12 protein-coding genes are annotated in these 13797 nt (G+C 49.1%); all 12 read left to right on the top strand.

What is annotated here, in order from left to right; genetic code table 11:
• Window positions 1-61 precede the first annotated feature (61 nt).
• The 12 genes from ACSR9A_RS26325 (at window position 62) to ACSR9A_RS26270 (ending at window position 13769) form a co-directional block, all read left to right on the top strand.
• Entirely contained in the window at window positions 62-2017 is a 1956-nt protein-coding gene (locus ACSR9A_RS26325; RefSeq protein ID WP_473760882.1) for an asparagine synthase-related protein, read from the top strand.
• A 2-nt stretch (window positions 2018-2019) separates the two neighbouring features.
• Entirely contained in the window at window positions 2020-2184 is a 165-nt protein-coding gene (locus tag ACSR9A_RS26320; RefSeq protein WP_143088617.1) for a paeninodin family lasso peptide, read from the top strand.
• Between the two features lie 180 nt (window positions 2185-2364).
• Window positions 2365-3315, top strand: a complete 951-nt coding sequence (locus ACSR9A_RS26315; RefSeq protein ID WP_473760881.1) for an aldolase — start codon at window positions 2365-2367, stop codon at window positions 3313-3315.
• Entirely contained in the window at window positions 3308-3649 is a 342-nt protein-coding gene (locus ACSR9A_RS26310; RefSeq protein ID WP_473760880.1) for a lasso peptide biosynthesis PqqD family chaperone, read from the top strand. Before ACSR9A_RS26315 ends, ACSR9A_RS26310 begins: the two co-directional genes overlap by 8 nt.
• Window positions 3650-3676: 27 nt before the next feature.
• Window positions 3677-4153, top strand: coding sequence for a lasso peptide biosynthesis B2 protein (locus ACSR9A_RS26305; RefSeq protein WP_473761261.1), 477 nt, complete (start codon window positions 3677-3679; stop codon window positions 4151-4153).
• Window positions 4146-5345, top strand: a complete 1200-nt coding sequence (locus tag ACSR9A_RS26300) for a nucleotidyltransferase domain-containing protein (protein WP_473760879.1) — start codon at window positions 4146-4148, stop codon at window positions 5343-5345. Before ACSR9A_RS26305 ends, ACSR9A_RS26300 begins: the two co-directional genes overlap by 8 nt.
• Window positions 5342-7177, top strand: coding sequence for an ABC transporter ATP-binding protein (locus tag ACSR9A_RS26295; RefSeq protein ID WP_473760878.1), 1836 nt, complete (start codon window positions 5342-5344; stop codon window positions 7175-7177). The genes ACSR9A_RS26300 and ACSR9A_RS26295 overlap by 4 nt, the downstream gene beginning before the upstream one ends.
• 304 nt (window positions 7178-7481) lie before the next feature.
• Window positions 7482-9152: a hypothetical protein gene (locus ACSR9A_RS26290; protein ID WP_473760875.1), complete on the top strand. Its 1671-nt coding sequence runs from the start codon at window positions 7482-7484 to the stop codon at window positions 9150-9152.
• A gap of 403 nt (window positions 9153-9555) precedes the next feature.
• The gene (locus ACSR9A_RS26285) at window positions 9556-10728 is read left to right on the top strand and encodes a P-loop NTPase family protein (protein WP_473760873.1); all 1173 of its coding nucleotides are present in this window, start codon (window positions 9556-9558) and stop codon (window positions 10726-10728) included.
• Window positions 10715-11998, top strand: a complete 1284-nt coding sequence (locus ACSR9A_RS26280) for a TadA family conjugal transfer-associated ATPase (RefSeq protein WP_473760872.1) — start codon at window positions 10715-10717, stop codon at window positions 11996-11998. The genes ACSR9A_RS26285 and ACSR9A_RS26280 overlap by 14 nt, the downstream gene beginning before the upstream one ends.
• On the top strand, window positions 11946-12890 hold the full coding sequence (locus ACSR9A_RS26275) for a type II secretion system F family protein (protein WP_473760868.1): 945 nt from the start codon (window positions 11946-11948) through the stop codon (window positions 12888-12890). Before ACSR9A_RS26280 ends, ACSR9A_RS26275 begins: the two co-directional genes overlap by 53 nt.
• A 12-nt stretch (window positions 12891-12902) precedes the next feature.
• Window positions 12903-13769, top strand: a complete 867-nt coding sequence (locus tag ACSR9A_RS26270) for a type II secretion system F family protein (RefSeq protein ID WP_473760865.1) — start codon at window positions 12903-12905, stop codon at window positions 13767-13769.
• The last annotated feature ends 28 nt before the right edge of the window (window positions 13770-13797 follow it).

Raw genomic sequence — 13797 nt, 5'->3', positions numbered from 1 at the left:
AAATTGTATCTTTATGTGCTATAATAAATACAGTTAGTATCAAAAAGGAGAGGGGCACAGCATGAGCGCAATCGCCGCTATTTATCAGAAGGATTCCGAAGCTCCCGTTTCCGTAGAAGCGGGGTTGCGCCTAATGCAAGCCCTGCAAAAATATCCAGCGGATGCCGTCGATACTTGGCATGACGGACGCGTTTTCCTAGGCTGCCATGCCCAGTGGATTACGCCTGAATCGGTCGGACAGCCGCAGCCCTTTCACGCAGCCGAGCTGGGATTAACGATTACGGCTGATGCCATGATCGATAATCGTCCATTTCTATGGGAGCAGCTGCTCATCGATCGCGAGCGGCGAGCCAGCATGCCGGATAGCGAGCTGATTATGCTGGCCTATGCCAAATGGGGAGAGGAAGCACCGCGTTATTTAATTGGCGACTATGCCTTCATCATTTGGGATCAGCGCAAATCCGAGCTGTTCGGTACGACCGATTTGTTCGGCAGCCGTACGCTTTATATCCACTCTGATGCTCGGCAAAGCTCCTTTTGCACCACCATTGCGCCGCTGCTTGCCGCCCATCATGTGGAGAAAAAGCTGAATGAAAGCTGGCTCGCTGATTATTTGGCGGTTGCTATTGTTCATGAGTCGAGCGACCTATTCGCAACACCCTATGAGCATATTCGCCAAGTGCCGCCGGGGCATGCTTTTCGCATCAAGGACGGCAAGCTTGATTTTTGGCAGCACAGCAAGGTGGAGTCCCCCGAGCAGCTGAGGCTGAAGCGACGTGAGGAGTACACGGAAGCTTTCCAGGAAATTTTTCAGGAAGCGGTCAATGCACGGATGAGGACGTTTCGGAAGGTAGGCGCAACGCTTAGCGGCGGCCTCGATTCTGGCTCGGTCGTCAGCTTCGCGGCAAAATCACTGCAGGCGCAGCAAAAGCAGCTGCATACCTTCAGCTATGTGCCAGAGCCGAATTTTCAGGATTGGACGTCCAGGCGGCATATGGCGGATGAACGTCCCTTTATAAAGAAAACCGTAGAGTTTGTCGGCAATATTACCGATCAATATTTGGATTTGCAGGGCCGCAGCCCGCTGTCGGAAGCGGATGAATGGCTGGAAATGCTGGAGATCCCCTTTAAATTTGCAGAAAATTCATTTTGGATTAAAGGGGTTTACGAGCAGTCGCAGCAGCAGGGAATGGGCATTCTGCTTACGGGAGCAATGGGAAACCATTCGATCTCGTGGGGGCCTGCCATCGATTATTATTCGTTGCTCCTCAAGCGGCTGCAATGGCTGCGGCTGTACCGGGAAGTGACGATGTTTGGCAAGCGCAAGGCAGTCGGGCGAAAACGGCTTATGTATTATGTTGGGAAAAACGCCTATCCGAAGCTGTTTCCTCGGGATCAGGATCATGGGCAGCAGGAGATGCCGCTCATGATCAATCCGGCTTTTGCCAAGCGGATGAACGTTTTTGCCAGATTGAAGGAGCGGCAGGCAGGGGCAGGCAGCGTTTTTGAAAAAGATGCGATTAAAGCGCAGCCGGGGCCTTTTCAGGATATGGCGATGACCAATATGAGCGGTACGCAGCGCACCAAGCTATCGCTGAGCTATGCGCTGTGGGAACGAGACCCGACCAGCGATCCGCGGGTTGTGAAGTTTTGCTTGTCTGTTCCGATTGAGCAATACGTTCATGACGGTTACGACCGTGCTTTAATCCGCGAGTCAACGGCGAACTATTTGCCTGATCAAATTCGGCTAAACCAGCGGGTGCGCGGCATTCAAGCAGCGGATTGGGTTCATCGAATGACGCCGGTTTGGTCTGCATTTGTAGAGGAGCTGCGGCAATATTGCAATGATTCGTATCTTGCACAGTTTTTCAATGTAGAGCAGATGAGGGCTTCGCTGGAACAGGTCGGCTTAGTGCCGAAGCCGGAATACGCGGTTGATTTAAACAGCCGTTATTTATTGCATTGCCTCGTAGCCTGCCGGTTTGTTCGGCAGTTTAATTTGAAGGGAGGTGAATAAGCATGGAGAAACAACAATGGCAAGCTCCGGTTCTCGAAACGCTGCAAGTGAGCGAGACGATGGCTGGCGTAGGTACACGTTACATTGATTTTGTAAAAGCGGGGGACTTTGACGTCACTGATGACCCAACTCCGTTCCCTATCGATCCAGGCACTTCCTTTTCCTAGAAATAAATCCATTATACTTATGCAGTAAAAGTGATCAACAAGGTCCTTATACAGCAGGATATCCTTGTACAAGGACTTTGTTGATTTTGTTCAAATATAGGAAAGTACAGGTTTCACCGCGAAACGATTACTTTTGATGGCTTGAAGCAACGCGATTTTATTCATATAAGGGTGAACGCGATGATATTAACTGGAAAAAAAGCAATCTACGACGCTTTCGGCTTATGTATCAGCAGTGAAATTGAGCTGCCTGAGCTGCTTGAGGCGGAAAATTCGAAAGCGTTTGCAGATGTTGAAATAGAGCTGGCTAAGCCAGAATTTACGTGGCCGATTTTGGAGCAAACGCAGGATCATTACGTTGTTCACGGCGCAAAATTGTTTTTTTATATTCACGAGGTCGCAAGCTTCTGCATTCAAGAGGGCAAACGGATTATTGTGGCGCCATGCGAAAAAGTGGATGAGGGCAGGCTCCGGCTTTACCTGCTTGGAACATGCATAGGCGCGCTGCTCCTGCAGAGAAAGCAGCTGCCGCTGCATGGGAGCGCTATAGCCATAGACGGCAAGGCCTATGCTTTCGTAGGGGACTCTGGGGCAGGAAAGTCGACGCTGGCCGCAGCTTTTATAGACCGTGGCTATCCCCTGCTTAGTGATGATGTAATTGCCTTAAAGGAACCGGAGGCTGGCGCAAATGGCGCGTCAATTGTCATGCCCTCCTATCCGCAGCAAAAGCTGTGGCAGCAAAGCGTCGAGCAGCTCGGAAGAACGAGTCAGCTTTACAAGCCGCTTGCCTATTCCGTATCCAAATTCGCTGTTCCGTTATCTGCCAGCTTCCTAGCCTCTCCACTTCCACTCGCCGCCGTATTTGAGCTTTCGCGCACAGAAGCAAATGCGGTATCGCTATCACAGCTGCATTCACTAGCGAAGCTGCCTGTATTGCTGAACCACACCTTCCGACATTTTCTAATTGCGCCTTTAAAGCTGCAAAATTGGCATTTTTCTGCTGCTGTTCGGCTTGCAGCAAGCGTGCAGGCTTATCAATTGCAGCGTCCCGCAGAAGGAGCATTTTCCGCTTATGAAATGGTTGATCTAATACTAGCAGCGACTCAGAAAGGACGTGAGGCAAATGTCTAAACAAGCTAGACCGCTTCTGCAGCCTGAACAGATTATCCAGCGGACAGAAGGTCATTTGGCTACTGATATGGATGGCGATAAAGTGCTGTTAAGCCTGTCTTCGGGCAAATATTACAACATGGGCAAGCTGGGCGGCATCATTTGGGAGCGGACGGCATCGCCCGTGACACGCCGCGACATCGTGGCCCAGTTGCTCAAAGAGTATGAAGTGGAGCCAGCGGCATGCGACCAGCAGGTGGCAGATTTTTTACAGGATCTGTACGCGGAAGGGCTGCTTGAGCCTGTCTCGAATGCGGGCGCACAGAATGGCGGAGCAGGAGATACGGTAGGTTAGTGAATAGTTCAAGGAAAGGGCGGTTCAATTGTCTTGCTTAAAAAATGGAGCCAGTTCACCTTGCTGCCGCTTCGCAGCAAGCTTCTTCTGTTCGAAGCCTACATGCTGCTCGCCTGGGCGCGTCTTCTCAAACTGATTCCTTTCGCTAAAGTTGCCCCTACTCTAGGTGTTCCGATGAAGGAGACGCCCTATGAGCGGGTAGCGGAGCATGAGCAGATGCTCAGTGAGGTGGCGAAAGCGATACGGCAGATGAGCCGCTATACTTGGTGGGAAAGCGAATGTCTCGTTAAGGGAATCGCTGCGATGAAGCTGCTGAAACGCAGAAAAATAGCGAGCACGCTCTATTTGGGCACAGCCAAGGACGAATCAGGCAAAATGATTGCCCATGCCTGGCTTCGCAGCGGTCCCTACTACATAACAGGTGTCGAAGAAATGGGTCGTTTCACCGTCGTTGGCTTGTTCGGTAATCAGATTAAGCGGAAGAAGGAGCATCGCTATGGATAAAACGTATGAATGGGAAGTGGCTAACCTTCCGCTTGAGTTGCAATTTATTCTCGAGTGCCTGCGGCCAAATACCGATCCGGCAGTCATTGGCCGCCGCTGGGCCGGCAGCAGGCTGAACGGGGAGAAGATTATCGAATTGGCGCGTCATCACCGTGTATATCCAAGCCTCTATTTGAAGCTGAAGCAGCTTGTGAAGCCGGTGCTGCCGAAGTCGGTGCTGCTGACGCTCCAGCAGGATTATTACGCCAATACGCTGATGATGCTGAGGCTCAGCGCCGAAATGCAGCGGATTGTAGCGGCTTTGGCAGAGCGCGGCATACGCTCCTTGCAATTGAAAGGGCCAGTTATTGCACATGAGCTTTACGGCGATATTTCCCAGCGCACGAGCAAGGACCTGGATATTTTAGTGCCAATAGAGGATGTTGACCGGGCCGAGGCGGTGCTTGAAGAGCTTGGTTATTATGATCGGGACCCGGCGCCGCGTTTGTTTAATGATTTAAAGTGGAAAACGCATCATAGCTGCTTCGAGCATACGATCAATCAGACGCAAATTGAGCTGCACTGGCGACTCAGCCCTGATGCGGTAAAGGAAGTGTCCTTCGAGCAATTGTGGGCGCAGCGCAGAATCTATGAGCAGACGGGAAGTCCGATCCCTTATTTAGGGCCGGAGCATCTGTTTCATTATCTCGCCAGCCATGGCGCAAGACATGGCTGGTTCCGGCTGCGCTGGCTGCATGATATTGCCCAGCTTGCTTCTGCCTGCGAGGACGGCGGCGAATCGCTGATAGAGGAAACACGTAGAAACGGAGGAGCGGCGGCCATAGGGCAGGCGCTTGTTTTGGCGCGGGAGCTATTCGGTGTTGTGAAGCTTCCCGAGAAACTGCTGCCGTTGACCGACAGCCCCCTCGTGCATAGGCTTGTCCGCTGCATTTTTCCATTTATTCAGGAGACGGTTACGATCAGCCCGATTCCAGAGGAGAAGAAGATGGCGCTGCTTTATAAGCGTTATACCTTTATGCTGCTGACAAGCAGGGAGAAGCTGACCCATTTCATCGGCAAACTTTATCCAAGTGCCTGGGATGCGCAGACTTTGCCTTTGCCTAAGGGCCTGCATTTTCTATATTTTCCGCTGCGGCCGTTTCTGTATTTTTATCGAAGGCTCAAGCAGCCTCGCAAAAGGGTGAGTATATGAAACCGATTTTGCTATATATGAAAAAGCTGCATCAGTTTGCAGGAAAGAAGCTGTACCTAAACATGCTGGGTATTATGGTTGTCAGCTCGCTTGAGGGCGTAGGGCTGCTCGTCTTAATCCCGCTGCTGGGCATCATCGGTTTATTTGATGTGCAAAGCGCAAGCTTGCCGGTCGTACCGCAGGTCAGCGTCTGGCTTGGCGAGCTTCCGCAGGAGCTGCTGCTTGCAGCTGTACTGGCTCTCTTCATCGGCATTAATGTTGGGCAGGGCCTGCTGCAAAGACAGCAGACGAATCAGGGCTTTGCCCTGCTTCAAAGCTTTGTAACGAAATTGCGGATGGATATTTATCAGGCGCTGCTGCAATCGAACTGGGCTTTTTTTCTCGGCAAGCGCAAGTCGGACTTCAATCATATTCTGTCCTCCGAGCTATCTCGGGTTAATCAGGGTGTGCAGCTCTCACTTCGTTTAGTTACGACGGGAATATTTACGCTTGTACAAATCGGGCTAGCCTTCTATCTGTCGTATCAGCTGACGCTGCTTATTTTAATTTGCGGTGGCCTACTCAGCTTGTTCTCACGTAAATACACGCGAGGAGCAAGGTCGCTTGGCACCCGGCTGACAGAGCTGTCGCAGAGCTATGTAGCGGGCATAACCGATCATTTCAATGGCATTAAGGAGATCAAAAGCAATCGGCTGGAGGAAAGTCAGCTGTCCTGGTTCAGCAAGCTGACGCAGCAAATGGAGCACAATAATGTGCAGTTTGTGAAGCTGCAATCCAATAGCCAGCTCCTATTTAAAAGTATCTCAGCGTTGATGATTGCGGGCTGCGTATTTTTATCGGTACAGGTTCTGCAGGTTGGGGTAGCGCAGCTCACATTAATTGTGCTGATTTTTACAAGGCTGTGGCCGAAGCTGACGCTCATTCAAACCTCTATGGAGCAAATCGTGCTGACGCTCCCGGCATTCAAGAGCTTGAATGACTTGATGAAGGAATGTGGCGCTGCTGAGGAAATGCAGCTGAATAAGCCTGCTGAACGAACAGAGCGAACAAAGCGGACAGAGCAGGAGGAGCCTGCTGCGCTGAAGCTTGTGCATGAGCTGGTCTGCCAAGATGTGTATTATCGCTACCGGGAGAAAGATGAGACGTATGCGCTGAAGCATATTAATTTGCATATTCCGGCGAACAGCATGACGGCAATTGTCGGCAAGTCCGGGGCGGGAAAAAGTACGCTGATCGATACGTTAATCGGGCTAATCGTACCCCAGCACGGAGCGGTGCTGCTCGATGGTGCCCCGCTGGACGATAGCAATCGCTTTGCTTACCGCAGCGCGGTGAGTTATGTCTCGCAGGACCCATTTCTTTTTAATGCCAGCATTCGTGAAAATTTAAAGCTCGTATTGCCGGGAGCGACGGAGGAGCAATTGTGGGAGGCGCTCGCTTTTTCAGCGTCTGATGCCTTCGTTCGCGCACTGCCGCAGGGACTGGACACGATCGTGGGCGATCGCGGGGTAAGGCTGTCTGGCGGTGAACGGCAGCGCATTGTATTGGCGCGAGCGATGCTCAGGAAGCCGTCGATCCTTGTACTGGATGAAGCAACCAGCTCACTCGACAGCGAAAATGAGCTGAAAATTCAGCAGGCACTTGAGCAGCTGAAGGGCAAACTAACGATTATTGTCATTGCCCACCGACTGTCAACGATTCGTGACGCCGATCAGGTTATCGTTTTGGAAGAGGGCAGAATCATCCAGCAAGGCGGCTATAATCAGCTGTATCGCGAGTCCAAAGGGACGTTCAGCAAGCTGCTGGAGTATCAGGCGGGCGGGCCGGGATAAGTACCGGGATAAGCAACGGGAAAGTGGAAAAAGCAAGAGAGTGCAGCAGAATTGCCTGTGCTCTCTTGCTTTTTTTTAGTTTATAGAGATTATTTATGTACTAAAGCAGGAATCTATTATCATTGCAAAAGCTTACACACACAATGGAGCCAAGCAGAATATTTTACTTGTATCAAGCTTTTATCCTCCATTGATTGAAAATCTTAATCATCTGTAAGCAGCTTAATGAAATGAATTTTCAAATAATACGTTATTTAGATAATGAGAAGCAGTGAAAATTTATAATCAATAGGAGGAGAGGTATGTGGCATCTAATGAGACAGATAATCTCAAAATGAGTGTTAATGCTGGAGATGAAAGCTTGAAAATTAATGAAATAAAAAATAATTTTCAGAAAATTGATAAGGAGTTTGAAAGTCGTGGTTCCAATATTGAATGGTTTAGTGCTGATAAAACTGGAATGACCAATTCGACTCAGGCATTTATTGATCTTGAAGCCTTTATTCAATCGCGAATTACTAATAATGTAAGTGAAATAACGAATCCACAAGGAAATACGGTCATTGATTTGCCTGCTGGTACCTATGTCGTTTCAAGCAGTAATCCGAAAATTTTAGGGAATTCCAATACAAAGAGGGCTCGTGGCTTAGCTTTCCGAGGCTCTGGAAGAGGAATTACAAGGATTTTATTTAAACCAAATTCAGGTACGAACGGTTATTTGTTTTACAATAATGACAAATGGCTGCACATTCATTTTGAAGGAATTACATTTGTCGGTGATTACGAAAAACAAACCAATTTTATGTATTCGTATTCGAAAGGCGGAGCTCAAAACTATACGTTTGATAAATGTGATTTTATTAATTTTAATTATGGTTGGAAGCTAGAAGGGTTAAATACAAATAGTGAATTCACGTGGTTTCACTGTGGTTTTTATGGGAAATGGAATAAAACGATATTTTCGGAAAGTACAACAGCAAATGACCAATTCCTAAATTATAATTTTTTTGCTTGTCAATATGAGGCTTCTAGAGGGGACTTTCTGCATTTCGAAAAAGGTGGAAATATCAATATTTGGGGCGGAAGCTTCATAAATACGGATAGTAATGGTGGCAACACTACTTTTTTTAAATTGCTTGGAGCTTCACATGTAAGCGGTGTACAAAGATTTTTATGTATAGGGGCTAGATTTGAAACAAAATATGGTTTAGCGAAGCTAATTGAATGTGAATGGGCGGATGGTGCTGTTTCATTCATAAGCTGCGATTGTGATTCTCAGCAATACAATAATGGGAGCCATCAGTGGGTTACCGCCTTATTTAAATCAACGAATGTGAAAATGCCCATTATTAAATTTGATGGCTGTACGCTTATGGGGCAACATCAATATTATTACACGGGTAATTCATGGGCATTCCCTCATAATATCATTTATGAGAATTGCCAGATTGCCAAGCATACTAGACCGAAGGATTTTATTTCGTATGTAAGTACAAATTCGCTTGGTAATCTTGGAGGGCAGCCCCAAATTAAATTTAGAAATTGTCGTGGTTTAAATGACAGCCCTAAAAATATATGGGAATGTACGCTCGGATACGAGAGGGCAAATGTTGGAATTGTGCAAAAGAAGATTATATCTGTAAAGGGACCGAACGGGAGATTTCCTTATTTGGGCAATCAAAATTCTGAAATTATATTACCTATTAATTCGATTATTACGCAAGTGAGGCTCTATTCCCCTGCCAACGCTGTAACGGAAGATACCCCTGCAACATTCACGCTTAAAACCGCGGAAGCCAATCCAACTATATTAGCAGTAGCAGATGTAGCTCGTCATAAATATGGTTTTAATGTTACGGCCGAGCTTTTTTTCGTATGTGATACCGATGACAAATGCAATATTATCATTTCATCAAGTAATGGTGTTAAACAGTCGAATCCGTCTGCCCTATGTTTAATTGAATATATCGGGTAAATGTAGGTTTGATAAATACTAAATTTGCTTGTATCTACTGACGAAAAGCCGTAAAAGGTCATATGTAAATATGGTCTTTTACGGTGTAATTGTTTTTACAATTAGATCAGCGAATGGAGGAGGGCTAAGGGAAATAGGTATAAGCGGCATATTTCTATTTTATGAAAAATAAATATAATTAAATCTTATCCTATTTTAAGCCTAAAACTAGAAATGGACTCGCAAAAGAAAAAAAGCAGTTGACAGGATACATATCGTCGTGATAAATTTTTCTCAATCTTAAATTGGATGACTACGGAAGCACCGTAAAGGACCGCAGGTAAACTGCGCCTTTACGGTGCTTTTTTGCGTTGTCTGATCTCAGATTGCTGGTTGTAGCTTTGCTTCGAAAGGAGGGTGAATGGTGCGTTATCAATTAGCTGTTGCAGTAAGTGAGCTGGAGTATGCAAGAAGACTTGCAGAATACGTGAGGGATAGTTCCTTCGGTGAGCAGTGGCAGCTCACAGCTTTTACGAACCCGGCCTCTCTCATCCAGTTTCTCAAGGGAGGCTATGCTGTTGATTTAATCGCGGCGCAGCCTGCTATGCTGGCTGCTGCAGCTCCACACCTGCCCGCTGGTGTGCCAGTGGCGGCATTCGTAGCTGCCAAGGGGCAATATGCTCAGTATGCTGCGGAGCTGCTGCAATATCAGCCGCTCCCGGAATTATTGCAGAGCTTGGCGGCTCTGCATGGAGCAGTCCGGTCGAGCGCAGTTCATGCAGGCAGTGAGGGCGGAGCGTCAGTTATTGCTATCGGCTCGGCCTCTGGCGGAGTTGGCAAGACAGCCCTTGCGCTCAAGCTGGCGAATACAGCTGCCAAGCATGGCTGCCGCGTCTTTTATTTGACGCTGGAGCGCTGGAGCGCCCTTGAGGTGTGGCTGGGAGCGGGAGATCAGCGCGTGCTGCCCGAGGGAGAAGGCATGTCACAGCTGCTTTATCACCTGAAGGCTGAGCCAGATAAGGCAGGAGCATGGCTTTCGCAGCATCGCAAGCGCCACCCGGCGCTGAAGGCCGATTTTATTTTGCCCTGCGACAATGAGGAGGATCGTTACAGCCTATTGCCAGCGGATGCAGTGGCGATGGTGGAACTGCTCCGAGCTACAAGGCAATATGATCTCATTTTAATCGATTTGCAGGATGGGATGGGCGAGCTCGAGCTGTCGATTTTGAGGAAAAGCAGCTTGGTTTTGTGGCTAGTTACCGATGACCCATCCATTCAGCGGAAGGCAGAGCTGGCGTTTGGCTGTGCCGAACGCAGGTGGAAAGAAGATTTTCAGTCGCTTAGCCGCCGCATCCGACTTGTTGTTAATCGCCGTAATACGCCAGCCGGAGGTGATGGAGCAGAGGGGAGGCCTCCAGATATGTTTACGATTAAGCTGCGAAATGGAAGCCGTTCGATTGCCGCAGCGCTGCCTGAAGCTGCTGAAGGGAGTCCATCACCGGTTGTAGTTGCTGCATCGCCATTGTATAAAGCAGCCGTAGAGCGGTTGTTTCAGCAATTGGTAAGCGAGGGAGGTATTCGGATTGCTAACCGATGAGCTGGTGCTTGCATTAAGAAACCAGATTAGGTCGCAGCTTGATTTCAGCGGCGCTGTAACGGATGAAGAGCTGACGCGAAACGTGGAGCAGACGGTATTTGACTATTGCAATAGTGGAAGTCCGCTTACGGCGGCAGAGAAGGTCCAGTTGGTGCGGAGGCTGTTTCATTCCTTTCGGGGTTTGGATATTTTACAGCCGCTGATGGATGATCAGGCAGTTACTGAAATTATGATCAATCATCACGGCGAAATTTTTATTGAACGAAGCGGAACGATGACACAGCTGCCAGCTGCCTTTGAAAGCAAGGAGCGGCTGGAAGACTTGATCCAAGCTGTCGTTGCAGGTGTCAATCGTGTCGTGAACGAGTCTTCGCCTATTGTTGATGCCCGTCTTAAGGATGGCTCTCGCGTCCACGTTGTACTGCCGCCTGTAGCCTTGCGCGGACCAGCGATGACGATTCGTAAATTTCCTGAGCGCCCAATGACGATGGAGCTGCTCGTTGCGGCGGGAGCTTTAACCGCAGAGGCAGCAGGCTTTCTGCAGCAGCTGACCGCAGCGCAATACAATATTTTTATTAGCGGAGGGACAGGGACGGGCAAGACAACTTTTCTGAATGCGTTGTCCCAGTTTATTCCTGCTGATGAGAGAGTTGTGACCATTGAAGATTCTGCTGAACTGCAAATTCGCAGCGTTGCCAATCTAGTATCGCTGGAGACGCGCAATGCCAACACCGAGGGCAAAGGTGAAATTACGGTTCGCGATCTTATTCGCGCATCGCTGCGGATGCGTCCTAATCGAATCATCGTCGGCGAGGTAAGGGGAGCGGAAACGCTGGATATGCTGCAAGCGATGAACACCGGGCATTCAGGCATGTCCACTGGTCATAGCAACGGTGCGCGCGACATGATGGCAAGGCTCGAGACGATGGCACTTGGAGCAGCTGATTTGCCCGTTCAGGTCATTCGGCAGCAAATCGTCTCCGCATTGGACATTGTCATTCATCTATCGCGGTTTCGCGACCGTACGCGCCGTGTAACGGAAATAGCTGAAATTACCGGCATAGATGGTGGGGACATCGAGCTTCGCCCTTTGTTCCGTTTTGAAGAGGAGGGGGAGAAGAACGGCAAGGTATTAGGAGCTTTAAAGCATACCGTTCATTCACTTCTTCACCGGGACAAGCTGCAAATGGCAGGTCTAACACTGGAGGAGGAGCGTTTTGAATATATTGGGGAATGCCATGAAAGCGGAGAAAGCCGAGAAAGTGGATAAAGCTAAGAAAGCCAAGGATACAGGGATAGACGGGCAATCGCTGCTCACTAGAGTGCTTTTCTGGTGCGGGCTTGAGCACGAGGGTTGCAGAAGTGAAGGTGAAGACGGGAATGGGAGTAATGCCGGCTGGCAGCCAGCCAAGACCGGATATTTAACGAATTATGATAGGTATGTGCTGTCTTATCGCGAGTTCGGAGTGGCAGCGATTATCGGTTATGCAGCTGTTTTTACTGCTCTGTATACGGTGTACCATTCCCTTCTGGTTTGTCTCATCGCAGCCGGATTGGGATTATGCGCACCACGTTATTACAAGGCTTCATTAATTTCGCGTCGCAAGGAGCGGTTGAAGCTGCAATTCAAGGAGGCGCTTTATTCGCTGACATCCTGTCTTGCGGCAGGAAGATCGGTGGAAAATGCCTTTATTGCGACGTTGGATGATTTAAAGCTGCTTTATCCTGACCCAAGAACGGAGCTGCTGCTGGAGTTTCAAATTGTTAAGCACCGTCTTGAGCATGCGGAGCCGCTGGAGCATGCGCTGCGAAGCCTAGCAGCCCGCGCTCATGTAGAGGATATCGAACAATTCGTTGATGTGTTTGCTGCCTGCAAGCGCACTGGAGGCGATTTGGTAGAGGTGATGAAGCGTACGGCGCAGACGATTGGCGAAAAGCTGGAAATCCAGCAGGATATTATGGTGCTGCTGGCACAAAAACGCTTTGAGGCACGCATTATGATGGCGATTCCCTTTATATTTCTTGGCTTTTTGAATCTAATGGCTCCTGATTATATGGCGCCTCTATATGGAGGAATGGGCTATTTGCTGCTGACGATTGGCCTTGGGGCATTGTTAGTATGCTTTTGGTTTATCCATAAAATAATGAGCATTCGAGTATAGGAGCGAGCGCAAATGATAGCAATTCCGATTGTGCTCATGGCGGCATGGCTGTTCATTATTGGTGGAAAGCGTCTTCGAATAATCTTGGCTGTATCCCGCCAAAAACAACGCAAGCAGGATGCATTAAAGCATTTGCTTTTCATTGAGCCGTTCAGCGAGCTATTGGAAAGAAGCCGCTTCTATGAGTACATGGCACTTTCACTTAGCAGCTATCACGCTAAGCTCGTTATTTTACGGGGAATCCGGTGGCAGCTGCAGCAGACGAAAGAGCAGCTTGGCGGTGCTGCTGGTTACGGATATGGCGCAATGATAGGCTGCGCCTTACTGGCTTGTACAGCAGGCGAACCGCTGCTGCTGGCAATGGGGGCACTGCTTGGCTTGCTGCTGCCTGTTCGCCAGCTGCTGGAAGCAGGGAAGCTGATTAAGAAGCGGAAGCAGGAAATGATTTTAGAGCTGCCGGAAATGATCAGCAAGCTAATGCTTCTGGTCGGAGCGGGCGAAACCGTCTTGCAGGCGCTGGGGCGCTGCCTTGAAGGCAAGGATATTACGCAGCATCCGCTGTATAAAGAATGGAACAAAGTCGTATATTCGCTGCACAATGGCGAGTCGTTTAGTACAGCAGCGGAGAAATTCAATCGCAGCTGCGCAGTGCAGGAGGTTTCGATTTTTACGACAGTGCTGCTGCTGAATTATCGCCGAGGCGGGGAGCATTTTGTGCTGGCTCTGCGGGAGCTATCTTATACGTTGTGGGAGAAGCGCAAGGCTGTTGCGCGGGCGCGCGGTGAGGAGGCATCCTCGAAGCTTGTTTTCCCGCTGGTTGGCATTTTGCTCGTGTTGATGGTTTTTATCGCTGCTCCTGCCATGCTGTTAATGTCTTAAGCCTTAACAGGGCAATTGAAAATAGAGA

The sequence above is a fragment of the Paenibacillus sp. R-74696 genome (genome assembly GCF_055814915.1).
This window is presented reverse-complemented; position numbering and strand designations above follow the sequence as displayed.

Coding starts and splice junctions, on each gene's coding strand:
- ACSR9A_RS26270 (WP_473760865.1), top strand. CDS start 12,903: ATGATAGCAATTCCGATTGTGCTCATGGCGGCATGGCTGTTCATTATT.
- ACSR9A_RS26315 (WP_473760881.1), top strand. CDS start 2,365: ATGATATTAACTGGAAAAAAAGCAATCTACGACGCTTTCGGCTTATGT.
- ACSR9A_RS26310 (WP_473760880.1), top strand. CDS start 3,308: ATGTCTAAACAAGCTAGACCGCTTCTGCAGCCTGAACAGATTATCCAG.
- ACSR9A_RS26320 (WP_143088617.1), top strand. CDS start 2,020: ATGGAGAAACAACAATGGCAAGCTCCGGTTCTCGAAACGCTGCAAGTG.
- ACSR9A_RS26295 (WP_473760878.1), top strand. CDS start 5,342: ATGAAACCGATTTTGCTATATATGAAAAAGCTGCATCAGTTTGCAGGA.
- ACSR9A_RS26325 (WP_473760882.1), top strand. CDS start 62: ATGAGCGCAATCGCCGCTATTTATCAGAAGGATTCCGAAGCTCCCGTT.
- ACSR9A_RS26300 (WP_473760879.1), top strand. CDS start 4,146: ATGGATAAAACGTATGAATGGGAAGTGGCTAACCTTCCGCTTGAGTTG.